The organism is Prosthecobacter debontii (genome assembly GCF_900167535.1).
GTDB classification, from domain to species: Bacteria; Verrucomicrobiota; Verrucomicrobiia; order Verrucomicrobiales; family Verrucomicrobiaceae; genus Prosthecobacter; species Prosthecobacter debontii.
Genome location: NZ_FUYE01000021.1, coordinates 1 through 24,703, shown reverse-complemented (window position 1 = coordinate 24,703; position 24,703 = coordinate 1). Strand labels below are relative to the sequence as shown.

The 24,703-nt window shown below is 56.1% G+C and carries 23 protein-coding genes and 1 rRNA gene; 9 read left to right on the top strand and 15 right to left on the bottom strand.

Features of this window, described 5'->3' with window-relative positions:
- Positions 1-2,136, top strand: a complete 2,136-nt coding sequence (locus B5D61_RS22265) for a BatA domain-containing protein (RefSeq protein WP_078815652.1) — start codon at positions 1-3, stop codon at positions 2,134-2,136.
- A gap of 3 nt (positions 2,137-2,139) precedes the next feature.
- Here the strand turns inward: B5D61_RS22265 and B5D61_RS22260 are convergent, their stop codons facing one another.
- Both B5D61_RS22260 and B5D61_RS22255 read right to left on the bottom strand, forming a co-directional pair.
- Positions 2,140-3,576: a DHA2 family efflux MFS transporter permease subunit gene (locus tag B5D61_RS22260; RefSeq protein ID WP_078815651.1), complete on the bottom strand. Its 1,437-nt coding sequence runs from the start codon at positions 3,574-3,576 to the stop codon at positions 2,140-2,142.
- 22 nt (positions 3,577-3,598) lie between these two features.
- Positions 3,599-3,946, bottom strand: a complete 348-nt coding sequence (locus B5D61_RS22255) for an ArsR/SmtB family transcription factor (RefSeq protein ID WP_245846587.1) — start codon at positions 3,944-3,946, stop codon at positions 3,599-3,601.
- Positions 3,947-4,008: 62 nt separating this feature from the next.
- On the opposite strand from B5D61_RS22255, the gene B5D61_RS22250 reads away from it, so the two are divergent.
- Genes B5D61_RS22250 through B5D61_RS22240 form a run of 3 tightly spaced genes read left to right on the top strand, consistent with a single transcriptional unit; the run spans position 4,009 to position 7,153 of the window.
- Positions 4,009-5,058: an alkene reductase gene (locus B5D61_RS22250; RefSeq protein WP_078815650.1), complete on the top strand. Its 1,050-nt coding sequence runs from the start codon at positions 4,009-4,011 to the stop codon at positions 5,056-5,058.
- The gene (locus B5D61_RS22245; RefSeq protein WP_078815649.1) at positions 5,055-6,104 is read left to right on the top strand and encodes an LLM class flavin-dependent oxidoreductase; all 1,050 of its coding nucleotides are present in this window, start codon (positions 5,055-5,057) and stop codon (positions 6,102-6,104) included. The genes B5D61_RS22250 and B5D61_RS22245 overlap by 4 nt, the downstream gene beginning before the upstream one ends.
- 11 nt (positions 6,105-6,115) lie before the next feature.
- A complete protein-coding gene (locus B5D61_RS22240) occupies positions 6,116-7,153 on the top strand; it encodes an aldo/keto reductase (protein ID WP_078815648.1) in 1,038 nt (345 codons plus the stop codon).
- Between the two features lie 134 nt (positions 7,154-7,287).
- Here the strand turns inward: B5D61_RS22240 and rplT are convergent, their stop codons facing one another.
- Positions 7,288-7,671 (bottom strand): 50S ribosomal protein L20, encoded by a 384-nt coding sequence (gene rplT / locus B5D61_RS22235; RefSeq protein WP_078815647.1) that lies wholly within the window; start codon positions 7,669-7,671, stop codon positions 7,288-7,290.
- Between the two features lie 119 nt (positions 7,672-7,790).
- Positions 7,791-8,009 (bottom strand): 50S ribosomal protein L35, encoded by a 219-nt coding sequence (rpmI, locus tag B5D61_RS22230; RefSeq protein ID WP_078815646.1) that lies wholly within the window; start codon positions 8,007-8,009, stop codon positions 7,791-7,793.
- A gap of 150 nt (positions 8,010-8,159) precedes the next feature.
- Between rpmI and B5D61_RS22225 the strand changes: the two genes are divergently transcribed.
- Both B5D61_RS22225 and B5D61_RS22220 read left to right on the top strand, forming a co-directional pair.
- Positions 8,160-9,164, top strand: a complete 1,005-nt coding sequence (locus tag B5D61_RS22225; protein WP_078815723.1) for a mevalonate kinase family protein — start codon at positions 8,160-8,162, stop codon at positions 9,162-9,164.
- Positions 9,165-9,344: 180 nt separating this feature from the next.
- Positions 9,345-10,349 (top strand): LysR family transcriptional regulator, encoded by a 1,005-nt coding sequence (locus B5D61_RS22220; RefSeq protein WP_078815645.1) that lies wholly within the window; start codon positions 9,345-9,347, stop codon positions 10,347-10,349.
- A 39-nt stretch (positions 10,350-10,388) separates the two neighbouring features.
- Here the strand turns inward: B5D61_RS22220 and B5D61_RS22215 are convergent, their stop codons facing one another.
- The 10 genes from B5D61_RS22215 to B5D61_RS22170 all read right to left on the bottom strand — a co-directional run bounded on the left by B5D61_RS22215 (position 10,389) and on the right by B5D61_RS22170 (position 22,355).
- Positions 10,389-11,660: a hypothetical protein gene (locus tag B5D61_RS22215; protein WP_078815644.1), complete on the bottom strand. Its 1,272-nt coding sequence runs from the start codon at positions 11,658-11,660 to the stop codon at positions 10,389-10,391.
- Positions 11,661-11,681: 21 nt separating this feature from the next.
- Complete coding sequence (locus tag B5D61_RS22210) at positions 11,682-12,011, bottom strand: cupin domain-containing protein (protein WP_078815643.1); 330 nt, start codon at positions 12,009-12,011, stop codon at positions 11,682-11,684.
- 76 nt (positions 12,012-12,087) lie between these two features.
- Positions 12,088-12,996, bottom strand: a complete 909-nt coding sequence (locus B5D61_RS22205) for a hypothetical protein (RefSeq protein WP_078815642.1) — start codon at positions 12,994-12,996, stop codon at positions 12,088-12,090.
- Between the two features lie 173 nt (positions 12,997-13,169).
- Positions 13,170-13,916, bottom strand: coding sequence for an RraA family protein (locus B5D61_RS22200; RefSeq protein WP_078815641.1), 747 nt, complete (start codon positions 13,914-13,916; stop codon positions 13,170-13,172).
- 213 nt (positions 13,917-14,129) lie between these two features.
- Positions 14,130-15,053, bottom strand: a complete 924-nt coding sequence (locus B5D61_RS22195; protein WP_078815640.1) for a sulfurtransferase — start codon at positions 15,051-15,053, stop codon at positions 14,130-14,132.
- A 21-nt stretch (positions 15,054-15,074) separates the two neighbouring features.
- Positions 15,075-16,034, bottom strand: a complete 960-nt coding sequence (locus tag B5D61_RS22190; RefSeq protein ID WP_078815639.1) for an inorganic phosphate transporter — start codon at positions 16,032-16,034, stop codon at positions 15,075-15,077.
- A 77-nt stretch (positions 16,035-16,111) separates the two neighbouring features.
- Positions 16,112-17,449: a sulfatase family protein gene (locus B5D61_RS22185; RefSeq protein ID WP_078815638.1), complete on the bottom strand. Its 1,338-nt coding sequence runs from the start codon at positions 17,447-17,449 to the stop codon at positions 16,112-16,114.
- Positions 17,446-19,257: a sulfatase-like hydrolase/transferase gene (locus B5D61_RS22180; protein ID WP_078815637.1), complete on the bottom strand. Its 1,812-nt coding sequence runs from the start codon at positions 19,255-19,257 to the stop codon at positions 17,446-17,448. Before B5D61_RS22180 ends, B5D61_RS22185 begins: the two co-directional genes overlap by 4 nt.
- Positions 19,258-19,263: 6 nt before the next feature.
- Positions 19,264-20,874, bottom strand: a complete 1,611-nt coding sequence (locus B5D61_RS22175) for a sulfatase family protein (RefSeq protein ID WP_078815636.1) — start codon at positions 20,872-20,874, stop codon at positions 19,264-19,266.
- A gap of 38 nt (positions 20,875-20,912) precedes the next feature.
- Entirely contained in the window at positions 20,913-22,355 is a 1,443-nt protein-coding gene (locus B5D61_RS22170; RefSeq protein ID WP_078815635.1) for an arylsulfatase, read from the bottom strand.
- 97 nt (positions 22,356-22,452) lie between these two features.
- On the opposite strand from B5D61_RS22170, the gene B5D61_RS22165 reads away from it, so the two are divergent.
- From B5D61_RS22165 to B5D61_RS22155, 3 genes are all read left to right on the top strand, one after another.
- Positions 22,453-22,677 (top strand): hypothetical protein, encoded by a 225-nt coding sequence (locus B5D61_RS22165; RefSeq protein WP_245846586.1) that lies wholly within the window; start codon positions 22,453-22,455, stop codon positions 22,675-22,677.
- 54 nt (positions 22,678-22,731) lie between these two features.
- Positions 22,732-23,418, top strand: coding sequence for a hypothetical protein (locus tag B5D61_RS22160; RefSeq protein ID WP_078815634.1), 687 nt, complete (start codon positions 22,732-22,734; stop codon positions 23,416-23,418).
- Between the two features lie 106 nt (positions 23,419-23,524).
- Entirely contained in the window at positions 23,525-24,208 is a 684-nt protein-coding gene (locus B5D61_RS22155) for an SGNH/GDSL hydrolase family protein (protein ID WP_078815633.1), read from the top strand.
- Between the two features lie 360 nt (positions 24,209-24,568).
- Here B5D61_RS22155 and rrf read toward each other — a convergent pair.
- Positions 24,569-24,684 (bottom strand): 5S ribosomal RNA (gene rrf, locus B5D61_RS22150).
- Positions 24,685-24,703: the final 19 nt, after the last annotated feature.

The following is a 24,703-nucleotide window of genomic DNA, read 5'->3' as shown; positions in this document are numbered from 1 at the left end:
ATGACCTTTCTCAATGCCATTCTCCTTGCCGGTGGCGCGACCTTTCTCGTTCCCCTGCTGATCCATCTGCTGAACAAGCGCCGAGTGCAGACCGTCCGCTGGGGGGCCATGCACCTCCTGCAAGAAGTGATCAAGCAGAAGAAGCGTCGGATGAACATCGAGCAATGGCTTCTGCTCGCGGTTAGAATCGCTATCCCGATCGTGCTGGCTCTGTGTTTAGCCCGCCCCGTGCTAACGGCTCTCCGCACTTTTGGTTTGGCCAAGACCTCACTGGTGATGATGCTGGACGATTCCTTCTCCATGCGTGCCCCCGCCCCCAATGGCTCTCCCGCAGAAAGAGCGCGTGCCGATACTACCCGCATTTTAGAGAGTCAGCCCAAAGGCTCTGATGCCCAGGTCATCTTGAGTGGTGGCAATTCCCACACCTTACTCCCTCAGGCCTCCCGCACGCTTGATCTCATCCCGAAACAACTGATCGAAGTCCCCAACCAAGCTGGCCCGGTCCGCGTCAACGAGGCGCTGCAAATTGCCGCTGCATCCATGGCCAAAACAGCCAATGGCGCACGAGAGTTGGCCATTCTCTCAGACTTCCAGGCCAGCGATTGGAAGAGCATTGCGGATGGGGCTTCTCTGCCAGCGCTGGAATCCATCCTCAAACAAGAGCCCAAACCTCAAGTCACCTTCTACCGCCTCACCAGCGATCTCACGGAAAACCTCAGCATTGCCAGTGCCGATGTCTCAGCCTTGGTTGTCGCTGAAGAGCAGCCCGTAGGCCTGCGTGCACGCATTCAAAATCATGGCACGCGGCCTTGGCAAGATGTCGCCGTCCATCTGGAAGCCGATGGAGTGCGCCTCCGCACTTCCCGAGTCTCACTCCCGCCCGAAGGTGAGGCCGTCATTGCCTTCACGCATGCCTTTGACACCGTCGGAGACCACTCTCTGACGGTCCGCCTCGAAGGCGATAGCTTCCCCGATGACAATACCTTTCACACCATCATTCAGGTTCGCAATCAATTGAACGTGCTCTTGGTGGAGGGTGATCCGAGTCTCGAGGCCTTAGGTGGTGCTGCCGATTTCTTGGAACTCGCTCTCGCCCCGCATCAATCCGCCAGTGCTTCATTAAAAGACCTGATCCGCACAACCAAGGTCGAAGCTCGACGACTCCGCGACGACGATTATCGCGGCAAGGAAATCGTCATCCTCGCAGATGTGGATCGCCTTCAGGGCAACCGTTTGAATGAACTCATCAAGTTCGTTCAGAACGGCGGAGGTCTGGTGATCTTCGGTGGCCCTCATTGCGATGTGGATTGGTATAACCGCGAGCTCTATCGCCAGGGTGAAGGTCTGCTACCGGCTTCGATCAAAGGACTTCTGAGTGCTAGCAACGCACAACCTGCACGGGTCCTCCAACAGCGATTGACGCATCCTGCCATGATCTATTTTAACGACTCTCGGGGCGGACATCTCCAAGACGCAGCTTTTCAGTCGTGGCTCAATCTGGACACCTCGGGGCAAAAGGAGAGCAAACCTCTCTTGATGCTGGACCGTAACTCCCCGCTGTTTGTCGAAAAAGCCTATGAACGTGGGCGAGTGATCCTAGCCGCAACCACGGCTGATGCTGAATGGTCCAACCTTCCCCTCCAACCCTTTTTCGTTCCTCTCATGCAGAGGATGATCACTTACTTGGCCACCCAAGATGCCACCACGGCTTGGCACTCTGTCGGCACCGCATTCCGTATGGTCTTACCCAAGGAACGCCTCGGGGTCGAATACACCTTCCAAGGACCTAGTAGCCCGCCCCTTACACTCAAGGCTAAAAGCGACGGAGACAAAGCCCTGCTGGAAACACCAGCCATCACAAGCCCGGGTATTTACAAGCTTACCCAAGGCAATACGACTCGTCTGCTAGCCTACAATCTAGATCCCGCAGAATCCGATCTCGCCCCTCTATCAGCCGAACAAGTGCAGCACATTGCTGATCGTCATCAGGCCGCCTTCGTCGAATCTTTTGATGCTTGGCAAAAGCTGGACCGCACTCGTCGTCACGGCAGCGAACTCTGGAAACCTTTCCTCCTTGCCCTCCTTGCCCTGCTGTTTTTCGAAGTTCTGCTCCAGCAGAGAATCGCACGTGGGTGAGGTTTAGGTGGCTGTCGCGGGAGCATGGTGCTTGCTCACATTATCACCATCGCTGCTTTTGAGTCCCCAAAACGTCGCTGACGACAGGATGGTTAGGCTTCCCATGGTGATGAAGGCATGATGCAGAGCGGGCACCACCTGCGAGGCGTCGGTTTGGTTCACATTGCCTAGAAACCAGGCGGCAAGCATGGAAGCAAACGCCACCCCGAAGCTGGCTGACATCTGCTGGCCCGTGCTGGCAATGCTGCTGGCTTTGCTGGCCTCTCGATCCTCCACGTCGGCAAAAACCAGGGTATTCATGCTGGTGAATTGCAGAGAGGAAAAGAACCCTTGGGTAAAACTCAAGGGCACGATCATCCAGATGGATGTACCGGGCTGCACCTGGGTGAAAAGCGTGATCGTCACGCCTAACAAAACGGTGTTCACGATCAGCACCTGACGATGCCCAAATTTAGCCAATAAGGGCCGACTGATCACCTTCATCCCGATGGCTGCCAGCGCCAGTGGGATGGTGAGCAAACCTGCCTGCCAAGGCGGAAAACCCAAACCGATCTGATAAAGCAGCGGCAGCAGAAACGGCATACCGCCTACTCCCAGGCGTGTGATGAAACCGCCCAAAACCGAAACCCGAAACGTGCGGATGCCAAACAGGTGCATGGCCAACAGCGGTGTTTGAGTCTTTAACGAATCTCGCCAATACGCATACAGCAGCCCCAGTGAGATCAGCGTCATCACCGTTAAAGTCAGAGGGGAAAGCGTGTGCTCGCCAAACACCTCCAGCACATAGGAAAGCAGTGCGATGCCACTGCCAAAGAGGAAGAAACCCGATTTATCCAGTGGAGCCGCTTCAGGGTCACGGAAGTCCGGCATGTGAGCTCGCGCCAGCCATAACCCCACGAGGGCGAAAGGCACATTCAGCAGAAAGATCACTCGCCAGGAAAACCAGTGAATGATGGCCCCGCCTAACGAAGGCCCGATCAGAGGCCCGATGAGTGCCGGGATGATCACATACGTGGTGATGCGTAGCATCTCGGATCGAGGAAAAGAACGGACCAAGGCGATACGCCCTACGGGCATCATCATCGCTCCACCCATCCCCTGAATGACACGGGAAACCACGAGCATGGGGGGATTCACAGCCACAGCACACAGCAATGAGCCGAGCGTGAACAGCACAATAGCCAGAGAAAACACTCGTTTGGTGCCAAACCGGTCTGCCATCCAGCCACTGATGGGAATGAATACGGCCAGACTCAGCGTGTAGCTGGTCAGCACCGATTTGAGGCTCAGAGGTTCCACCCCTAAACTGGCAGACATCGTCGGCACCGCCGTATTTAAAATGGTCGCGTCCAGCTGCTCCATGAAGAGAGCCACCGCCACGAGCCAGGGCAGGATGGAAAGAGAACGTTCTGGAGGTTGGACTTGGCCAGCAAAGATCATGTCTGGCTAAGATACGTATGAATCACCCCTCCAGCTCCTTTCTCCACGCCTTCAAAATCGCATCCAGCAGTCCTGGATAACGACTATCCAGATCCTTCTTCCGCACGCGACTCGTCAGCTCCACCCCACGCCGTTCACTATGAATGACACCCGCCTCGCGCAGGATGCGGTAGTGCTGGGAGCAGGTGGACTTCGGCATGCTGCAACTGAGGCGGCTAGCCGTCTCGACGCAGTTGAGCCCCTGTTCCTCTTTACGGAGTTCAGCGACAATGCCTAGCCGCACCGGATCGGAGAGGGCATGCAGGATGCCAGCGACGGTGATGCTTTCAACGGGTGGATGGTGAAGCGGTCTGATGAAAACATGATACACAAATTTCGCTTGCAGTTCAATCTTTCTTTAGTTCAGTATTTATGAACAAAGGAACTATTGCTATGCCTTCTCTTCTCGATCCTATCCAAGTCGGTGCCCTTCAGTTGCCCAATCGCGTATTCATGGCTCCCCTCACCCGCTCCCGTGCTGGAGCTGAGCGCATCCCGAACTCTCTGATGGCCGAATACTATCGTCAGCGTTCCAGCGCTGGGCTCATCCTCACCGAAGCCACATCCGTGACTCCCATGGGCGTCGGATACGCCAATACCCCCGGCATCTGGTCGGCGGAACAAGTGGCTGGTTGGAAACAAGTGACACAGACGGTTCACGAAGCGGGCGGGCACATTTTTCTCCAGCTCTGGCATGTGGGCCGCATTTCAGACCCCATGTTCTTGAATGGAGAATTGCCCGTAGCCCCCAGTGCCATCACACCCGCAGGCCACGTCAGCCTCGTGCGGCCAGAGAAAGCTTTCGTCACACCACGTGCTCTGGAGTTGAATGAGCTTCCCGGTATTGTCGAAGCTTATCGCCGAGGCGCACAAAACGCTCTCGAATCCGGATTTGACGGTGTGGAAATTCACGGTGCCAACGGCTATCTGCTCGATCAGTTCCTCCAATCGAAGACCAATCAACGCACGGATGACTACGGCGGCTCCATCGAAAACCGGGCTCGCCTCATGCTGGAAGTCGCCGATGCAGCCATCTCGGTGTGGGGATCCGACCGCGTAGGCATGCACCTGGCTCCTCGGGGCGATGCCCACGACATGGGGGATGCGAATCCTCTGGAAACCTTTGGTTATGTTGCTCACGAACTAGGCCGCCGGAAGATTGCCTTCATCTGTGCTCGCGAATACGTAGGGCCCGATAGCATCGGCCCGGAACTGAAAAAAGCCTTCGGCGGCATCTACGTGGCCAACGAAAAATTTACACTCGCCAGCGGCAATCAGGCCCTGGCTGAGGGCCATGCCGATGCCATCGCCTTCGGTGTGCCCTTCATCGCCAATCCCGATCTGCCGGAGCGATTCCGCCAGCATGCCGCGCTCAATCCAGCTGATCCCACCACGTTTTATGCGGACGGTGCCAAGGGATACACCGATTACCCAACGTTATGAAAACCGCCGCAGGCTTTCTCTACTCGGTGCTGGATCTTTCCCCGATCCTCAAGGGAGAGACAGCGGCTGACTCCTTCCGCCACTCACTGAAGCTTGCCCAGCAAGTGGAGCAGTGGGGCTATCATCGCTTCTGGCTGGCGGAGCACCATAACATCCCCGGTGTAGCCAGTGCGGCCACATCGGTCGTCATCGGTCACATCGCGGGAGGCACTTCCAGCATTCGTGTCGGCTCTGGAGGTATCATGTTACCCAACCACGCTCCGCTGGTCATTGCCGAGCAATTCGGCACCCTGGAATCTCTCTACCCTGGCCGCATCGATCTCGGTCTAGGCCGCGCTCCAGGTGGAGATCAACTCACTGCACGAGCGCTGCGCCGAGGACTCGGCAGCAGTGGCGACACCTTCCCAGATGACGTGCGCGAGTTGCAAAGTTATCTCGGCCCGACCGAACCTGGGCAAAAGGTGCGCGCCGTTCCCGGCCAGGGGTTAAATGTGCCACTTTATTTGTTAGGCAGTAGTACATTCAGCGCACACCTCGCCGCTGAAATGGGACTCCCGTTTGCGTTCGCTTCTCACTTCGCCCCCGAGATGCTGTATCAGGCATTGGACATTTATCGCAGCCACTTTCGGCCCTCGGCCGCTTTGGCCCAACCGCATGTCATGGTCGGCGTGAATGTCTTCGCTGCGGATACCGATGAAGAAGCCACCCGGCTCTTCAGCTCCCTTCAGCAGGTGTTCCTCAATATCATCCGGGGCTGGCCACGCGAACTCCAGCCACCCGTGGATGACATCGACCGCCTGTGGAACCCCGTGGAAGAATCTCAAGTCAGCCGCATGACCCGCTGCTCTGCGGTCGGGGGGCCAGATTCTCTGCGTGCCCAGATCCAATCTCTGCTGGACGACACGGAGGCGGATGAACTGATCGTCACCGCGCACATCTATGATCAGCAGGCCCGGCTGCGTTCGTTTGAAATCGCCGCTGAGGTTTTCAAAAGCCTGCAAGGCACCACTCCCTCTTTCACACCTAACGATTCGTTCAACCAATAAACTCACCTCTTATGGAATACAGACAACTCGGCGGTTCAGGCTTTAAAGTCCCAGCCCTCACTTTTGGCACCGGCACCTTCGGTGGAGGCACGGAATTCTTCAAAGAATGGGGTTCCTCTGATGTCGCAGAAGCCTCCCATCTCATCGACATCTGCCTGGAACACGGCCTCAACATGTTTGACAGTGCCGACATCTACTCCGCCGGCCTTGCCGAGGAAATTCTCGGTCAAGCCATCAAAGGCCGCCGGGATCAGGTGCTCATCTCCACCAAAGGCACCTTCCGTTTTGGTGACGGGCCTAACAATGTGGGTTCCTCCCGCTGGCACCTCATCCGCTCTGTGGAAGGTAGTCTCAAGCGCCTGGGCACGGATTACATCGATCTTTATCAGCTTCACGGCTTCGATGCCATGACCCCCGTGGAAGAAGTGATGAACACCCTAGACGACCTCGTCCGCGCAGGGAAAATCCGCTACATTGGGGCCTCGAACTTCTCCGGCTGGCACCTCATGAAGGCTCAAGCTTACGCCGATAAGTTTGGCCTGTCCCGCTATGTCGCGCATCAGGCCTACTACTCCCTCATCGGCCGCGATTATGAATGGGACCTCATGCCCTTGGGCCTGGATCAGAAAGTCGGTGCCGTCGTCTGGAGCCCCCTCGGTTGGGGACGCCTCACGGGCAAGCTCCGCCGCAACCAGCCCCGTCCCGAAACCAGCCGCCTGAACCACAAGCTCAGCACCGAAAACGGTCCTCAAGTTTCCGACGAGTATCTCTACAAGGTCGTGGACGCTCTCGATGAAGTGGCCGCTGAAACCGGAAAAACGGTGCCGCAGGTTGCCCTTAACTGGCTGCTCCAGCGCCCGACGGTCTCCTCTGTCATCATCGGTGCCCGCACCGAAGAACAACTCCGCCAAAACCTCGGCTCTGTCGGCTGGAACCTCACCCAGGAGCAGGTGGCTAAACTCGATGCCGCCAGCAGTGTGCCCAAGACCTACCCGTATTGGCACCAATCCGGTTTCGGCGAGCGCAATCCGTTCCCAACAGCGGCTTAATGGTTCTTCGACATCCTCCTCATTTCACCACCGGAGTGAGGAGGATGGCCTCAGAATGCCACCCAAATACAAAACAGCCGAGGTTCACACCTCGGCTGCTTCATTTAAAAGAGGGTCTTTAGAACCGCTCCGTCTTAGTTCTTGGCCAACTCAGCGGTCTTCTTCTCGAAGGCAGCTTTGGCTTGGTTCGCGATGGCGGCGAAGGCGGCTTCGTCCTTGATGGCAAGGTCGGACAGCACTTTGCGGTCGATCGTGATGCCAGCATACTTCAGGCCTTCGATCAGGCGGCTGTAAGTGATGCCCAGCGGACGGGCGGCGACGTTGATACGCTGCACCCAGAGGTTACGAAAGGCGCGCTTACGCACCTTGCGGTCACGGTAGGAATACGTCATCGCCTTGCGGACGGCGTCCTTGGCGTAACGGAAGTGGGTGGAACGGAATCCGCGGAAGCCTTTGGCTTTCGCGAGTGTGCGCTTCCGGCGTTTGCGGCTAGCGGGGGCGTTGGTGGCTCTTGGCATTGTCTATTTCTCCGAACAGGCTGTTGTTTAAATTCGATGACCGGCCTCACCTGATCGTAGGCTTCGGGCGAGGAAGCCAGACCGGAACATCGTGATCCCCGGCAGGGGGATCGTGGGGCTTAACCGCGATGTGAGAAAGGCATGTTTGCCTTCACTGCGGCTGCGTCCACTTCTGCCACAAGGGCGACTTTACCGAGATTGCGTTTCCGCTTGCGGCTCTTATTCTGCAAGATGTGGCGCTTGCCCTGTTTACGGCGAAGCACCTTACCGGATGCAGTAATTTTGAACCGTTTGGAGACGGCTTTTCTCGTTTTGGCTAGACCAGCGTTTTTGGACATAGGGGCCGCGAAGGTGCAGTGAAATGGCTAAACGGCAAGGTTTTTTTAACAGGAAACGTGGCAAAATTCAGCTCAGATGGCCCAAAGTTCGGCATTCAGGTTGCTTGTTCCCACGCCACCTTCTACGTTTCCGGCCCTTTTCCCGACCTCATGCTCCTCACCACGAAAGCCTATGCCCGTGCCGGTTTGGTTGGCAATCCCTCCGACGGCTACTTTGGCAAGACGATCTCCTTCATCATCCGCAATTATTGCGCGGAGATCACGCTGTATGAGACACCGGAGCTGAAAATCGAGCCCAATCAGCGGGATCACTCGGTCTTCGGCAGCATCGAGGAACTGGCCCGGGACGTGCGACAGCACGGTTACTACGGTGGCATCCGCCTTCTTAAGGCGAGCGTGAAACGCTTCTTTGAATACTGCCGGAAGGAAAACCTGCCCCTGCATGGGCGAAACTTCACCCTGCGCTACACCAGCAACATCCCGCCCCAAGTGGGCATGGCGGGCAGTAGCGCCATCATCACGGCCTGTTGGCGGGCTCTGATGCAGTTTTACCAGGTGGAGATTCCCACCTACCTGCTCCCCAGCTTAGTGCTCAGTGTTGAGAATGATGAACTCGGTATCCCGGCTGGTCTCCAGGATCGCGTGATCCAGGCTTATGAGGGAGTCGTGTTCATGGATTTCAACCGAGCCTCCATTGAGAAACGTGGCTATGGCATCTATGAGGAGCTAGATCCCTCTCTTTTGCCCCCTGTCTTTGTGGCTTACACCACCAAACTGAGTGAGGGCACCGAAGTCTTTCACAATGACATCCGCGGTCGCTGGAACCGAGGGGATCGGGAAATCGTCAGCGCGATGTATCAGTGGGCCAACCTCGCCCAGCGCGTGCGCGACATGCTGCTGGAGAAACGCGGGCATGAGATCGGTCCTCTGCTCAATGAGAACTTCGACCTGCGCCGCCGCCTGTATAAGCTCAGTCAGGGGAACATTGACATGGTCGAAGCAGCCCGCGACTGCGGTGCCAGCGCCAAATTCACCGGCAGTGGCGGTGCCATCGTCGGCACCTATGCAGATGAAGCCATGTTTCAGAAGCTGAAAGCCTGCCTGGAACCCCTGAGCGTGGCGGTGATCAAACCCCAGATTTTGCCCGAATCTTAGTCCACTCTGGGGGCCATCAGAATTCCTGATGCAAGCATCCGTTCTCTCGATTGGAGCCCGGCACGGCACTCGCCTTTGCTAGCGGCATGAAACCACACACCGCTTTCCTGCCCCGTATTCTCGTCTGGCTCAGCACCAGCCCGTCCTCTCGGCCCGGTGGTCTATCTGGGATCTATTTGAATGGACGAGTCATCCAGCTTCCGTCTTCGCTTTCATCACGATCAAAAAAACGCTAGGCTGGCGATGATGGAACTCTATCAACTCCGCTCTTTCGTTGCCGTGGCTGAGGAAGGTCACCTGACGCGTGCCTCAGAGCGTCTCTTTTCCAGCCAGCCCACCGTCAGTAGCCACATCAAAGCCCTGGAAGAGCAGCTCGGCCTCCGGCTTTTCGACCGGACGGCACGCGGAATGCAGCTTACCGAGGATGGCCAGGTCATGCTGGATCATGCCCGTGCGATCCTCAAAAGCGCCGATGGCATGACCCGCAAGGCCAGCGCCATCAAGGCCCCCGAAGGTGGACTCTTCCGCCTCGGCATCAACAATGCGCTCGACTTCCTACGTGCGGATCAAGTCGTAGCCCACATGGTGGACCGCTACCCGCGCCTGAAGTTCCAGATCGATCAAGGCAGCAGTGGAGCCGTCCTCGCCGCCATTGCTCGTGGCGACCTCGATGCCGGTTTCTACGAAGGAGAAAATGAGTATGAAGAGATTGAGGGCACTCTGCTCTCCCACGTCCCCATCGGCATTGTCATTCCCAAACAATGGTCGTCCGAGTTTCAGGAGGCTGACTGGGGTCGCCTCCAGTCTCGCCCTTGGGTCTTCGTCTCCACGCTATGCTCTTACTACCGCCTGATCGAGCGCCTGGAGCGACAACACCAACTCCAGCTCGATAAGCGTTTCGAGGTCAGTGAGGATCAGGCCTCGCTCAGCCTCGTGGCGCGTTGTGTCGCTCTCTCGGTGCTCTCCATCCGCCATGTGGAGGAGTCCCCTCTGCGCGATCGCGTCGAGCTTTGGCCTCACTTCCGCCATGCCATGCCCCTGCACATCGCCTACCGACGTGACCGCGCCGATGAAACCCTCATCCGCTCTCTGGTCAGCATCTGCCAGGAAGTCTGGGGGCAACCACAAGCGCCGCTCAAGGTCCAGTCCAACTCACTGATCGATCACCAACGGCTGAGTGCTTAAAGGGTGAATAGGCCAACTCATAGCTGGACATCCCTCCGTTCATTTCAGCGGCACGAAAAACTCCCGCTTGAGCTTGCTAAAAACGATCTCCGAGGTGCCATACTTGGGTAACAAGCGTCGTCTCCCCGTCGAGTAAGTGACATACACCTCATCATGGTAGAGATGCATGAAAGGTGTATTCACCGCATTGTAGTCAGTCACCGAAAAAGCCCGCCGATAACGACTGTAACTGCGATCAATCATGACCACGTCGCAGGTGTTTCGGGTGATCGAGGCACCGCCCATGGACACACTCGGGGCTGTAAACATGGCCACCATGCCGATAGGTTTACCAAAATCAGCAATCGTCGGCCTGCCGATACCGTAAGTCCACTTCTTCACGGGCTCATCAAAAGCATACAGATCAGTCTTCCCGACTTTGCTCAAAACGTAACCGCTTTCCTGTACATTGCTGCGCAGATGCAGGTAGATGAAGTCGTTGTCTTCGGTCATGGCAGGCTCCGCCAGGATCTTTACCTCCGTCTTTAGCTGCCGCGGATCAGGAGCCCCTAACAGTTCCCATGTGCTCCCTTGATCGCTGCTGCGCATCAGGACATTGGTCATAAGTTTAGTGACGCCTTGCTCCGAGTTTTTGATCTGGATGGTGCTGTAAAGTTGCCCATCAAACGTCAAAAAATCACAGGCCGTGTTGATACCCTTAGCAAACTGTTCTCCGAAACCTCGGCCGAACAAAAAGTCCAAATGGGCCTGAATGGCAGGAACTGCCAGATCCATCACTTGAGCAGCATCTTTGGCAATGGAACAACGCACCGCCATCAGCCCTGACAGCCTCCCGCTGGAGACATCGTGGTCCTTGTAAAAGATCCGGTAGCCAGACACAGGATCTCCCCCGAAACGACCCGTGAAAAAGATCCTCAGAGTCTGGTCAGTGAGCACATGCAGCATCGGCGCAGAAACATACGTTCCGCCTAGAGAGAGCCCGTTGGAGGATTCCCCAGCAGCCGCCACATCCACCCAGGTCGCCGTCGCCGCGGGATTCAGGATGTTAAACACCGCCATCCGGGCAATCTGCCCCGGTTTGTTCTCCTCCGGCGTCGTTTCATTGCATTGGTAAACCGCATAGCCGATGCCTTTCACGATCTTCAGGGAGGACTGATGGGCATACTGCTCCGTCGTGTATCGGCTTATTAGAGCGGCCTGATCCACGAAAGACCGGGCAGAGATCTCCCCCAGAGGCGGGGGAGCCTCCTCTGCATGAGAGAAACTCACGCCAAGCCAAGCCACTCCCATCAGCCCGATGAAATAACGCATCTTTATCATGACCTCATTCAATCACACTACGGTCAGAGGTCCATCAAACACGGTCAGGCTCACTACCTCGGTCAGCGCCACATGCGGTCCATGTTGAGTGTTTTTCGGAGCATGAAACAAGGTGCCTGCTTGATACACCGTCTCCCCTTCCTGCCACTCTCCCGAGACAATCCAGGCCCATTCATTGGCCGCAGGATGTGTATGGGCCGGCACGGTCACACCCGCATGAAATTTCCTCAGCACCACCACTCCACGGGTTTCTTCATGCTGATGCAGGATCTTCAATTCCACACCTTCATAAGGTCCAGGCTGCCAGGGCTTTTCGTCTGCAAGAGCAAGGTAGGGAAACATAAGCCATGGAACGACGCGCCCACCCTTCATTTTCCACTCCTTTCACTTTTCGTCAGAGGAGTGATATTCTCAATAGCTAGCTCTCCTCCCGTGGCCAAGCCAGAAACTCAGAGAACCGCTCGCTGATTTGCGTGGTTTGATGAGTCGAAAGGGTGGCTTCGGGGAAATGCAGCCACACGGAAGGATCCTCGGGGCCAAGCTGGAGCCAAAACTCGCATTCCTCTTCTCCTTCACCGAAGCATAAAAAAGGCTCCGGCTTGCCCAGATAGCTCCGCAACGACGATGGATGTGCTGGCATGAGCTGCAGCCATTCGTAAATCTCCTCGTCATCCGCCAACCCACGAGGATACAGGGTCCAACACTTCGTTAGCCAAGGCGACTCCGGCTCGAACAACGCCCGATAGGCAGCGGGTAAAAGCAGACTCGTCTGCTGCTCTAAGGCTGCAAATTCGGGGTGAATCAGCCGCTGCTGATAGAGCGCCCAATCCTCACTCTCCTGAATTTCCGTCTTCTCTCGATTACGACTGAAAGGATACCACAGCAGGAACACTCCCACCCACCCGATGAGGAAGGTTAAAACGAGCACTCCCACCACCTGCCACCACAGGATTGTTTTTTCTGTCTCAAAAATCGATATGATCGAGATTAAGGCTACCCCCAGGGCAATCAGACCAAAGCACCAGCAGCCGAGAAAGATCAGCACTCGATAAAAAAATTTGCCTCCCCTGCCCGCGCTGCTCCAATCCAAATACGATTTGAGAGCCAAAGCCTGGATGATCCCTATCGCAGGCACCCCAAAGATGAGGCCGATGCTGAGAATGATCGATACCCACTCCCACTTCTCCCGCTCGACAGGCGGCAGCTTCCCGATCCCGAAGAAGGCCCCCATCAAGGCCAGCCAAACCAAAAACGTCATCACACAACCACGCTTCTGTTTGCGACCATCCGCATGACTTGTTTCAGAATCGGGTGCGTAAGGTGGCATAAGAGACTTCCCAACAACGTCTCCGCCGTGCAAATCCTTAGCGATTCAGCCATCAGTCCAGATACTGGGGATACGAACGAAAGCTCAACTGCCCAAGTTCGGAGCCCCAGCTTCAGCCGGACTCTTTGGTCTCATATGCCGCCTAAGCCAACCAACGACCTGCTGAAGACCGATCACCACTCCCCCTGCCTGCGGAATTTCTTCTGCACATTTTCGCCGAATTGCTTGCCTGCGGCACTCAGGTTTTCGATCACTTGATCCATGGGCAAACCCACACTGCCGCGAGCCGCCGGGATCACTGTCTCGCACTCATTGGCATCCATAAAGCGCGAGGCATCTAGCAAACCTTCCTCTTCGCCTAACGGGATGGCTAGAAAGCCATGCTTATCCGCGTGAATCAGCTGCCCAGGCTGGATCTTGCGACCAAACACCTCCACCTCACAGCCCCAGCGCACTGGATGCACATGCGCATGGCCAACGCAGAAGCGCCGCGCCAGAGCTTTGAAACCCGCGTTGGTCATCTCATCCACATCCCGGATGGCCCCATCCACGATGGTTCCCACACACCCCAGAGCGCGATGTGCATTGCTGTTCACCTCCCCCCAAAAGGAGCCGATGACGGCGGGCTTATCCAGATCCTGCACCACCACGATCTTCGGTCCCGGCAGGCTGGCCACATAGCGGCGATACTCAGCCCAGGCATTTGGATTTGCTTCGCGAGGAGCCTTACTGGAAGGCTGGATCACCACCGTTACCGCATAGCCCACCATCGGCCCCATCTGCGGCATGAAATCCCGCGTCTCCTCCAGGTTAACCCCATCCGCAGCTACATCGGCCTTGGTGATTTGTTCCCAGCCATTGTAGATGGTCGGAGTATTCCAGCGCTTCAGTTGAAGAATTTCAGAATGTGAGATCGGCATAGGAGGGTTGTCAGAAGAGAGCCCATTAAACGCACACCTGAGCGTGGACGTCACTGGTCAGATTTTGTGACCGATTGCCCAAGGCTACACCATGAGCCGAGCGCATCGATTCGTATAAACAGATCGACAAATTAAAAAATGTCTGGCTACCCATACAACCCGACGTAGTCGCAAGAAGAAAGCGACTCAGAAACGATTCCCAGACATCAGTATCTACTTCACTGTCGGAGCGGTGGTTTCGGCAGGTAGAGACTTGTTCTTTACCCAGACGTATTCTTTCCAGGCCCCTTCATAGAGGCGGACGTTGGGGTAACCGGCGACGTGAGCCAGATAAAAACGGACGAGGCTGCCTTCACGCGAAGTGCCGCAGTAGCAGATGACTTTTTTATCGGGGGTTATCCCGGCTTTCTCCAGCTCCGCTTTCACTTCTGCGAAAGGTTTAAACTTGTGGGTATTATCCGATGCCATCAGACGAGCCCAGTGGAAGCTGACAGCGCCGGGAATGTGACCTTTGCGCAGCCAGATTTCATCTTGGCCCAGGTATTCATTCTGAGGGCGAGCATCTACGAGGATGACACCGGGCTGATCTTTCTCCGCGAGGACATCGTCAATGGTGGCTGCGATCTCGGGATGCCCTTTCTCGGGAAGACTACCCGTGGGATTGCCAAAGTATTCCTGAGTGGGTGCAAAGCCCGCAGCTTGCCAACCGGGTAATCCGCCATCGAGAATGCGGATGTCTTCAATCCCCGCTTTCTCCAGCACATGCGCTACCATGCTGGCGCTGAGGATCTCGTCATTCGGCAGCTTCTCACCGGTGGCGTAGATGATGTGGGTGCGGTTCTTGTCGGCACCTGCACGCAGCAGAAGCGCACGCGTGATGTCTTCCGGCAGGTATTGCACAGGCACGGCATGATCGGTGCCACGGAGCGTGTCGAAGTTGATGTGGTGGGCGGTGGGGAGGTGACCACGGAAGTAGTCTTTGTAACCGCCACGAGTATCGAGCACAATGGGGCGCTTGGCCGCGTCGGGATTCTCGATGAGGGCCTTGGCGTCAGCCGGGCTGATGAGGCCGATCTCGGCCCGAAGCGAAGCTGTCAGCAAGGCCAGGGTGGCCAGGAGGGTGAGGATGGGTTTCATGATAAAAAAAGGTGGAGAAGGCTAAAACACAGCTCGGCCACCGAGATAGACGAGTGCCGCCAGTAGAGCAGCACAGGGCAAGGTGGTAATCCACGCCAGCAAGACAGGAATGATCGTGCGCCAGTGGGCCTGACGAGTAACAATACCAATGCCTAACAATGAGCCCACCGTGACATGCGTCGTGGATAAAGGCAGTGCGTAAATGGAACCCGTGACAACGAGGAGCGATGTCGTGAGATTGGCCACGAAGCCCTGCCCTGGATTCATGCCCGTGATCTTATGGGCCAGCGTCTCCGCCACCTGTCGAGCACTGATCAAGCCCCCCAGAGTCATGGCGACAGCCACCAGCAGGAGTCCTTTCAGATCTGCCCAAAAGGCCATGCTGGCCAACAGAGCTGCCATCTTCGGCGTGTCATTCATCCCACGTGCAAAACAGACCGCACCACCGCTGAGGAAATGCAGTGCGTCCAGCGTGCGAGTGCGATGATCGGGAGCCAGCTTGAGCGGCCGCAGCACGCTATAAAGCAAGGTGCCCAAGACGATGGCAGCCACGGGTCCCAGCAGCAGAGGCATCGCAAAAGTCTTCCACAGATGGCTGAGATTCACTCCCTCAGGACTGGCGATCCAACCCGCCCCAACCAGTGCACCGATCAAAGCATGCGTTGTCGATACCGGGAAGCCCCACCAAGTGGCCAAACTGCTGGTCAAGGCCGCACCACTGGCCACGGCCAGCAGGAAAACAGGGTCCGTCACCAGCGCATCTGTCACCAGTCCCTTCCCAGAAAAGGCCTGCAACATCTGACCGGTCAAAAAGGCCGCCGCCAAGGCCCCGGCTGCGGTCGTCACAGCCGCCCACTGCACCGCCGTGCGGTAGCTCGTCGTGCCGCTGCCAAACAAGGAAGCGACGCCTTTAAAATTGGCGTTGGCCCCATTGGAGTAGGCGACCACGAAAGCAGCGATAACGAGTAGAGACAGCAGCACGCTACTACCAACAAAAGATTATTTGCGCAGTCAAGCAAATAGCAATCCACCGACTTTGAATCAGTAGCAAATCGTGATTACTTTTTGTTCTTCTTACGCTGAGCCTTCGGCTCTTTGCCCCCCCCCGATTGGATGAAGGCTTCATCCAGTTCATGAGGCCGAGCGTCCTTGAATTGCTCAAGCACGGCCCCAAGTTTAGCGGCGGCTTGGGCGGCTTCTCCCGTGAGGTCGGCTACCGTCAATGGGTGCTTTTCGTCGGGGTCTTTCACCAGATCGTAAAACGATCCATCGCGGTAGAGCTTGTGCTGCTGAGTAAAGGCACATTCCTTGACCTTTAGGTCTTGCTTCTGCCGGGGTGAATACCACGTGTAGAGCCAGTCTCTCCCCTGCCCTTTCTCACCCTTCAATTCCGGCATGAAGCTGATGCCATCCATCTGGGGAGGCACAGACACACCGGCAGCATCGCAGAGGGTGGGCAGGAAATCCGTACTGCTAACCAACCGATGGTCATTCACGCCTGGCTTAATGACTCGCGGCCAAGAGGCAATCATGGGCACATGGGTGCCTCGGCGTGAGGTATCGCCCTTTCCGCCGTGGTAGTCTGCGCCTTGATAGCGGCTGGTGATCTTCGTGGAGGTGCCGTTGTCACCGAGGAAGAGAATGAGTGTGTTGTCACTCAGTTCCAGACTCTCCAACTTCGCCACCAGCCGACCGATCATCTTGTCCATAAAGACCGTCATATCGGCAAAGTGTTTGTTCGCCTGCTTGGCCTTTTCACCCTGCGTGGTGGGGTCCCAATCGGGACTATCCGGGGTGGGTTGAAAAGGATCGTGAGTGAGGATCATCGGGTAATACAAAAAGAAGGATTCCGTCTGATGCCGCGTGATGAAATCGAGCGCGAAGTCATTCACCAATTCAGGTCCATACTCGCCATGCTGGAAGTCCAAGGGCTTAGCATTGTGCTCCAGCCCGGGATTGGCATAGCGCGGTGGCCGACGGGTATGCTGCCAGAGATAGGCTTCATCGAAACCAAAGTGCTGAGGCAGATCCGGCTCCGCCCCGAGCTGCCACTTGCCACAGATACCCGTGGCATATCCGGCCTGCTTCATGAGTTGACCAAAGGTGGTCTCTTGTTTGGGCAGCTTGCCGAAGCTGAGGTAATTGCGAATGTTGTAGCGCCCAGTCATGAGCTGCACCCGGGTAGGAGTGCAGAGGGGCTGCACATGACAGTGCTCGAAGCGCAAACCTCCTGCCGCTAGCTTATCCAGATTCGGAGTTGGGTAAGATTCCCCACCATTGGCCTGCACACACTCATAACCGAAATCATCGGCCATGATCAACACCACGTTAGGCCGATCCGCCGCAGCAAGACCGCCAATCAGGGATAGGTTAAGCAGGAGCAAGAACGTCTTCATTTTTCAGAAAGAGACAGCAGGTATTTAGGGATGCGGTTATTCGGCTCCTTCAGCGTCAGCCCTTGCACAGCCTCCTGAGCCTGCTTCAGGGTGATGTGACCCGCGCGCCAGAGATACTCCAGGGTGTTCAGCGCAGCCAGAGACTCATAAGTATTGCCAGTGCGAATCACCTCCGTGACGGTGGTCAGAGCCGCGTCTTTTTCGCCGAGATAACTCAGGGCCTCAGCAGCCACCACACGCACATCCAGAGATTCATCTTGGAGCAAGGGCTTCAACGCCTCCTTCGCCTCGGCCGCCTTGTCTTTCAGGATCAGGCAACCGGTGGTCGCCCAGTAGCGGATGAGCGGGTCTTTGTCCGTCAGCGCCCCCATGTAGGAAGGCACGTGGGATGGATTCCGTGAGCTCGCAGCCTCAGCGATGTCCATTAGGCGCTCTAAGGGATAGGCGGCACTCTGTGCGAATTCATACAACGTCTTCTCTCCCGCCAACTTTTCATACATCCCCTCAGGAATGAAGGCAGTATCCCGCGTAGAGAGCATGTCCTGGTGCAACACTTCACGCATCTTTTCCAGTCGTGCTTTTTGTTCGGCATCGCTAGCGAGATTATGAATCTCAAAAGGGTCACTTTCCGGTTCATACAGCTCTTCAGAAGCCTTGGGCAGCCAGTAGGCCGACTGGACGTCATTGCAACGGCCTGCGGCGAATTCTTCATACCATGACCCCATACTTGGCTGCACATCGAAGGGATAGGTGTAGTGCTGCCCACAGGGACGATGCGGCGAGAAATTGCGCACGTATCGGAACTCACCATCACACACGGCTCTGACGGTATCATAACGTTCATCCATGCGTCCGCGATAAAGGAAGACATGATCGCGAACGGTCTTCTTTTCCCCCAGGAAAGGCATACCACGAAACTGGGAGGGAATCGGAACCTGACACAGGCTGAAGACCGTAGCAGGGAAATCCACAAAGCTCACAAGATCATTGACCCACTCTCCAGGCTGAGCTGGGGCGAGGTGCTGCCATTTTTTGGGGATGCGAACGATGAACGGCACCCGTGTGCCGGAGTCATGGATGTTACGTTTCCCACGAGGCAAAGCGCCTCCATGGTCCCCATAATAAAAGACAATGGTGTCCTCGGCCAACCCGGCTTGCTCCAGTTCATCCAGAACATCTCCGACTTGCTGATCCATGACCGTGATCTGGTCATAGTAGTTCGCCCAATCCTTACGGATCGTCATCGTATCAGGGTGATACGGTGGGAGTTGCATCTCTTTGGGATCGATGCGGAACTCGGTCTTCCCGGGCTTAGGAGCCACTTGGCTTTCATGACTGGAAGTGAAGTTAAAAATGGCGAAGAAGGGTTGCCCCGGCTTGCGATTTTTATAGTGAGCTTTCTTGCTGCTATCGTCCCAAATCTTGTTCCCTGCTCCTGCCACGTTGTAATCCGTCTTGCTGTTATTGGTGCAGTAGTAACCCGCCTCTCTCAGATATTGCGGGTAGAGCTTGAAGTCCGCCGGAATGGCTACACTGCTGCGGTGATTCTGCACACCGAGACTGGTGGGATACATACCCGTGATCAGCGTGGTGCGTGCGGTGGAGCACACTGGCGCGTTCGAGTAAGCGTGCCGATAGCGGAGCCCCTCTGAAGCCAGCTTATCCAAGTGAGGCGTGACCGCGAGCTTGTCTCCATAACATCCCAGATACGGGCTATTATCCTCACTGGTGACCCACAGGATGTTCGGCCGGTCAGCCGCATGACTCAGCCCGACCAAGCCTAAAAAAACGAGAACGAGATATTTCATGGATGATTATTGTTTTTTACCGGCAGCAGGCTTTTGAATAGGTTTGTCGATGATCACAGGCACATCATTGGTTTGGGCTGGACCCGGGGTTGAGCGGCCCTCCTTCACATACTTCTCCAGCAGAGCGCGCAGCTCGGCGACGATCTCCGGCTTCTCTGCATAGAGGTTGTTTTTTTCGATCAAGTCCTCCTTCAGATGATACAGCTCCCCGGGTTGATTGTGGGGCAGATAACCGCGCTGCTTTTTCAGCCATTCAGGCTCGCCACGCTGGCGATTGTCATCCCCGGTGATGTGGGCGATGAGCACCCACTCGCCTTTGCGAATGGCAAAGCGCCCCGAGCCACTGTGATGCACGGTAGCTTCACGCACGGGCCGGCCTAACGGCTCATTCCACAAAATAGACAGCAGGTTGTGGCTATCCACGGCCGTGTCACTGGCATATTCAGTCCCCAGAATCGCAGCCACAGTGCTCATGAAATCCACATGACAGATCGTCTCCTCACTCACCCGCCCAGCCTCGATCTTGCGAGGCCAACGCGCGACGAAAGGCACACGATGCCCAGCTTCCCAGAGATCCCGCTTGGCTCCACGCAGCCCATCCAGGCTGTGGTGTTTGTATTGCAAAACTCGGTCATAGACGCCGGGCTTCACTTCCCCTGTTATCTCAGGACCGTTGTCACTGGTGAAGACCACCAGCGTGTTCTCCGCAACGCCCTGACGCTCGAGCGCTTCAAGGATCTGCCCCACGCACCAGTCGGTCTGAAACACAAAGTCACCATAATCTCCCACAGTCGTCTTGCCCTGAAACTCCTTGGCTGGCACCACGGGATAATGCGGTGAAGTCAGGGCATAATAGAGGAAGAAGGGCTTGCCGCTTTGAGCCGACTGCTCAACGAACGACACCGCTTGGCGATTCAGCTCTGGCAAGATATCCACCAACTTCCAGCCGGGAATCATAGGACCGGGGCGGTTAAAGCCATCCACCCGCCCCGTATCTGGCAACGTCGGGATGCCGACGGTGCGATCATCCTTCAAAAAGCAGTAGGGCGGATAGTTCGGCACATCCACACCGAAGTAATGATCGAAACCATGATCCAACGGCCCGCCTTTGAAAGGCTGCGTGAAATCCACATTGCTCAAGCGATCCTCACCCGCCGCCGCAGGCTTGCCATCCTTAGTCGGCCAAGACATGCCAAGATGCCATTTGCCAATCAAGCCCGTGGTATAACCGTTCTCTTTGAGCATCTCGGCCACTGTCAACTGACCCGGCTTCAGCAGGGGCTCGCCCCATGGCAGCACGACCCCCGATTGCAGGCTCGACCTCCACGCATAGCGCCCTGTCAGCAAGGCGTAGCGAGTTGGCGAACACACGGAAGCTGGCGAATGCGCATCCGTAAAACGAATCCCCTCCCTCGCGAGGCGATCCACATTTGGGGTCGGAATCTTCGAAGGCTGTTTCTTGTAAGCGCCGATGTCTCCGTAGCCTAAATCATCGGCCAGAATGAAAATGATGTTAGGCCGACTGACATCTGGAGCCTTGGATGGGGCGGCCTGGAGGTGTTGAAAAAAACACAACCCCAAACAGCCAGCCAGAATGAATCGGACGCAATGTTTCATAAGTCGAATGTGGAAAGCCTGTGGGCACTCAGGTCGTGCTATTTCTTTTTCTTCTTCCCTTCCGCCTTCCAGCGCGGCTCCCAATCCGCTGAATCTGTTCGCGCCGTCTTCAGATACTCGCCGATCTTCGCCGCGATGTCTGGATTCTCAGCCGCCACATTGGTTTTCTCTTCGACATCGTTCTGCTGATCATAAAGCGCGACAAGTGCGTCGGAGCCTTCCGCACGAATCCCCTTCCAACGTCCCTGATACAAAGCGGCCTGTTTGAAACCACCTTCATGAAATTCCCAGTAGAGGAACTCATGCTGCTCCTGCTTGGCCCCATTGCTCATGAGCGTGGGCACAAAGCTGATGGAATCCGTCTTCTCAGGCACTTTGGCGTCGGCCAACTCGGCCGCAGTCGCCATCCAATCTGCGAACGAAGCGACATGGCGAGTTTCCAGTCCCGCTTTGATCTTCCCAGGCCACCAAGCAATCAGCGGAACACGAATACCGCCATCGGTCAGGCTGCGTTTGATTCCGGTATAAGGCCCTGAGGGGGCAAAACGAGTCAGATCGTGATTGCTCTCATTGTGCGGACCATTGTCGCTGGTGAAGATCACCAGAGTCTTTTCCGCCAATCCCTGCGCTTTCAGCAGCTTCAGCATCCGGCCGACATAACTATCCAAGCGAGTGATCATCGCCGCCTGTCCCTTATCGGGATTCGGCCAGTCCTTGTCGGCATAGGGTCCATAGTCCGGCACCTCAGCCCCGTCCTTCAACTCACGAGTGCGCTCATTGTTCGCATGCGGCACCACCAGACTCCAGTAGATGAAGAAGGGGGAAGCTTTGTTTTCCTCGACAAACTTCAAGGCTTCATCGGCAAAGAGGTCATCAGAGAAGTGCACGGGATCCGTGGCATAGCCGCCGCCATTTTCACCCAAAGGGCTCACAATGTTTGAGAGAGGTTCCTTTGTCTCATTTCTCCACAGATAATCCGGGAAGTGATTGTGAGCATGCGTCTGGTTCAGGTAGCCATAGAAGTAATCGAACCCTTGCTTGCGGGGCAGCCCGGTTTCAGCCTCGCCAACATCACCTAGGCCCCATTTACCGATGAGCGCGGTCTTGTAACCTGCATCCTTCAGGACCTTGGCCACGGTAACATCCCCCTCCTTCAGAGCTTGTGCGGCGGGATTGGTCTTGCCTGCATTTCCCCGCACGCGTGTGTGGCCATGATGAAGCCCGGTCATCAACACACTGCGAGAGGGGGCGCACACAGTGGCGCCTGCATAGAAGTGGGAAAACTTCATCCCTTCCATCGCCATGCGATCCAGATTCGGTGTCTGAATGACCTTTTGCCCAAAGCAACCCAGGTCTCCATACCCCAAGTCATCAGCCATGATCCAGATGATGTTGGGACGATCGGCTGCAGGTAACTCGGCAGCAGCGCAAACAAGCGCGGATACGGCCAACAAAATTCTCGAAAAAGCGTGTCTAAGCATGGTCGGAAAAAGGTAAGACCATGACAACGCAGCAACACCCCCATCATTTCATTGCAATCATACTGGCAGCCTCCGACAGCCGTGCTTACAGAGAGTGATGAAAATCAAACTGCAGCAGGACCAGATCTGGAAACAGGGGGAACTCTATTTCAAAATCACCCACTGGGATCGGCTCTACATCGTCTATAAAACCATGAGCGATCTCAAAGGCCGCGATGGCAAAGAGACCCAGCTCAGCAAAAAGGAATTTTGCCGCCTGATCAAAGGTGCAGAGCTCCTGACCCCTGAGCAAGTGCGCCTAGGCTCAGGTAAAGGTCTGTGATTCCCGCTTGGCTCCCGCCCCAGGCTGAGCCACAGTCCGCTCCCCGACCTACTCATGGCTTCTGTTCAAAAAGTCCCCACCGCCCCCTTCAACCCCTTCTACGGCTGCGCCATCATGGTCATGGCAGCCTGCATCTTCTTTGGCATCATCGGCTGGAGCCTTTACTCCCTGGTCACTCAAGACAAGGAGATCGCTAAAATCACTGTTCCTGAGCCGATCCAACTCCCACTGGTGGAAATCACCCCGGAAGCCAAAGCCACCCTGGATCAGAAGCTCCAGGCCTTTGCCGAGAAAGCCCGTGCCCATCAACCTGCGGAGCTATCCCTCACCCTCGCCGACCTCAATGCCATCATCGCCACCGCGCCAGACACGGGCTACGGCAGCTATGCTGGCCTGCTGCGGGTGACCGCCACGCTCCCAGAGAAAGACGGCGTGGTTGGCGATGTCTGCCTGCCTCTGAACAACCTGAAGTTCTGGGAAGATAAAAAGCGCTACCTCATCGGCCAACTCACCTGGTATATGCATGTGCATGAAGAAGGCCTCGACGCTAAGGTCGTGGATGTAAAAGTCCCCGGCAAAGACGTGCCCGATGGCTTCATCACTGGCATGGAAATCTGGCCCTGGATCGCTCCCTATCGGAAAGTCGAACCTATCGGCACCATTCTGAAAGCCATTCGTCAGGTGAAAGTCACGACCGAGGGCCTGTGGATCAGCACTGCAGCGCCGACGCCTAAATCCTGATGGGATTGCATGGGAGGGCTCATGAGAGTGAGCCGCATCGCTCGACTCTGATTCTTCCCCTTTACCGTAAGGTTGGAGCCGGAACGACGTTCCACTGCTCCTAGCTATGAAGCGTCTTCCTTTTCTCTTTACCCTCGCCGCCAGCAGCCTTGGATTCAGTCTCCTCAATCATGCCGCAGATGCCCCCAAACCGCGCGTACTGATTCTAGGCGATTCGATTTCGATTGGTTACACTCCCGTCGTCCAAAAGCTTTTGGCAGATGCGATGACGGTCTTGCGCCCCATGGCTGCGAACGGTAAGGCTGAAAACTGTAGCGACACCAAGTCAGGCGTCCTTAACATCGACCGTTGGCTGCAAATCGACGGCGGCAAATGGAACGTCATTCACTTCAACTGGGGCCTCCATGACGTGAAGCACATGAAAGCCGATGGCAAGGTCTCCGATCAAGCCAGCGATCCGGTCAATAACACCGTGGAAGTCTATGAAAGGAACCTGCGCGAGATCGTGGGGAAACTGAAAGCCACCGGCGCCAAGCTCATTTTCGCCACCACTACTCCCTGCCCTGAGGAGCCGATGAAAGTCTTCCGTAGCAATGCCGATGTCATCCGCTACAACGAAGCAGCCCTACGCATCATGAAAGAACTCGGCGTGCAGGTGAACGATCTCTACACCTTTGCACTGCCACAACTCAAAACAATCCAGATCCAGCCTGCCAACGTCCACTACACCGCCGAAGGCTCGCAGGCTCTCGGAGAGCAAGTGGTAAAAGCGATTCACGCAGCTCGGTGAAGGGTACGTTTTTTCGGCGTGAACTTCTCCAACGCCATCTCCCTGTAAGAGATGGCGTTTTGCTCAACAATTGCAGTGGAGAGTGAGCCAGTAAAGCTGTAGGCCCCTACTATTGATCATCGTTTGTTAGCCTGTAAGTATGGATCGTTGAACTCTGCTTAAGCATTGAGAGAGGCAGCTTCGCAAGATTCCTGACTTCTCTAACTATTTGCGATCCATAGCCTCGTCCAAATGGGATCGTGGGGAGGAGCCCTTCTGAATCATTCGGCCCAGCTTTCAGTGCAGCTCGGAGCCACGGGGCCTAGGCTAAAAACAAAACAAAAAACCCCCTCGGCTTCGTGAGAAGGGAGGGGGTTTATAAACTGGCGGCGACCTACTTTCGCAGGACCTATCGTCCAACTATCATCGGCGCAACAGCGTTTCACTTCCGTGTTCGGAATGGGAACGGGTGGTTCCACTGTGCCATGACCACCAGACTTACGAGCAGAGGTTATT

What these genes read in the sequence shown, in the direction of transcription:
- B5D61_RS22160 (WP_078815634.1), top strand. Translation starts at nt 22,732, where the DNA reads ATGGCTTCTGTTCAAAAAGTCCCCACCGCCCCCTTCAACCCCTTCTAC.
- B5D61_RS22185 (WP_078815638.1), bottom strand. Translation starts at nt 17,449, where the DNA reads ATGAAGACGTTCTTGCTCCTGCTTAACCTATCCCTGATTGGCGGTCTT.
- B5D61_RS22220 (WP_078815645.1), top strand. Translation starts at nt 9,345, where the DNA reads ATGGACGAGTCATCCAGCTTCCGTCTTCGCTTTCATCACGATCAAAAA.
- B5D61_RS22170 (WP_078815635.1), bottom strand. Translation starts at nt 22,355, where the DNA reads ATGCTTAGACACGCTTTTTCGAGAATTTTGTTGGCCGTATCCGCGCTT.
- B5D61_RS22175 (WP_078815636.1), bottom strand. Translation starts at nt 20,874, where the DNA reads ATGAAACATTGCGTCCGATTCATTCTGGCTGGCTGTTTGGGGTTGTGT.
- B5D61_RS22250 (WP_078815650.1), top strand. Translation starts at nt 4,009, where the DNA reads ATGCCTTCTCTTCTCGATCCTATCCAAGTCGGTGCCCTTCAGTTGCCC.
- B5D61_RS22210 (WP_078815643.1), bottom strand. Translation starts at nt 12,011, where the DNA reads ATGTTTCCCTACCTTGCTCTTGCAGACGAAAAGCCCTGGCAGCCTGGA.
- B5D61_RS22200 (WP_078815641.1), bottom strand. Translation starts at nt 13,916, where the DNA reads ATGCCGATCTCACATTCTGAAATTCTTCAACTGAAGCGCTGGAATACT.
- B5D61_RS22180 (WP_078815637.1), bottom strand. Translation starts at nt 19,257, where the DNA reads ATGAAATATCTCGTTCTCGTTTTTTTAGGCTTGGTCGGGCTGAGTCAT.
- rpmI (WP_078815646.1), bottom strand. Translation starts at nt 8,009, where the DNA reads ATGTCCAAAAACGCTGGTCTAGCCAAAACGAGAAAAGCCGTCTCCAAA.
- B5D61_RS22195 (WP_078815640.1), bottom strand. Translation starts at nt 15,053, where the DNA reads ATGAAACCCATCCTCACCCTCCTGGCCACCCTGGCCTTGCTGACAGCT.
- B5D61_RS22260 (WP_078815651.1), bottom strand. Translation starts at nt 3,576, where the DNA reads ATGATCTTTGCTGGCCAAGTCCAACCTCCAGAACGTTCTCTTTCCATC.
- B5D61_RS22240 (WP_078815648.1), top strand. Translation starts at nt 6,116, where the DNA reads ATGGAATACAGACAACTCGGCGGTTCAGGCTTTAAAGTCCCAGCCCTC.
- B5D61_RS22225 (WP_078815723.1), top strand. Translation starts at nt 8,160, where the DNA reads ATGCTCCTCACCACGAAAGCCTATGCCCGTGCCGGTTTGGTTGGCAAT.
- B5D61_RS22155 (WP_078815633.1), top strand. Translation starts at nt 23,525, where the DNA reads ATGAAGCGTCTTCCTTTTCTCTTTACCCTCGCCGCCAGCAGCCTTGGA.
- B5D61_RS22245 (WP_078815649.1), top strand. Translation starts at nt 5,055, where the DNA reads ATGAAAACCGCCGCAGGCTTTCTCTACTCGGTGCTGGATCTTTCCCCG.
- rplT (WP_078815647.1), bottom strand. Translation starts at nt 7,671, where the DNA reads ATGCCAAGAGCCACCAACGCCCCCGCTAGCCGCAAACGCCGGAAGCGC.
- B5D61_RS22215 (WP_078815644.1), bottom strand. Translation starts at nt 11,660, where the DNA reads ATGCGTTATTTCATCGGGCTGATGGGAGTGGCTTGGCTTGGCGTGAGT.
- B5D61_RS22165 (WP_245846586.1), top strand. Translation starts at nt 22,453, where the DNA reads ATGAAAATCAAACTGCAGCAGGACCAGATCTGGAAACAGGGGGAACTC.
- B5D61_RS22205 (WP_078815642.1), bottom strand. Translation starts at nt 12,996, where the DNA reads ATGCCACCTTACGCACCCGATTCTGAAACAAGTCATGCGGATGGTCGC.
- B5D61_RS22265 (WP_078815652.1), top strand. Translation starts at nt 1, where the DNA reads ATGACCTTTCTCAATGCCATTCTCCTTGCCGGTGGCGCGACCTTTCTC.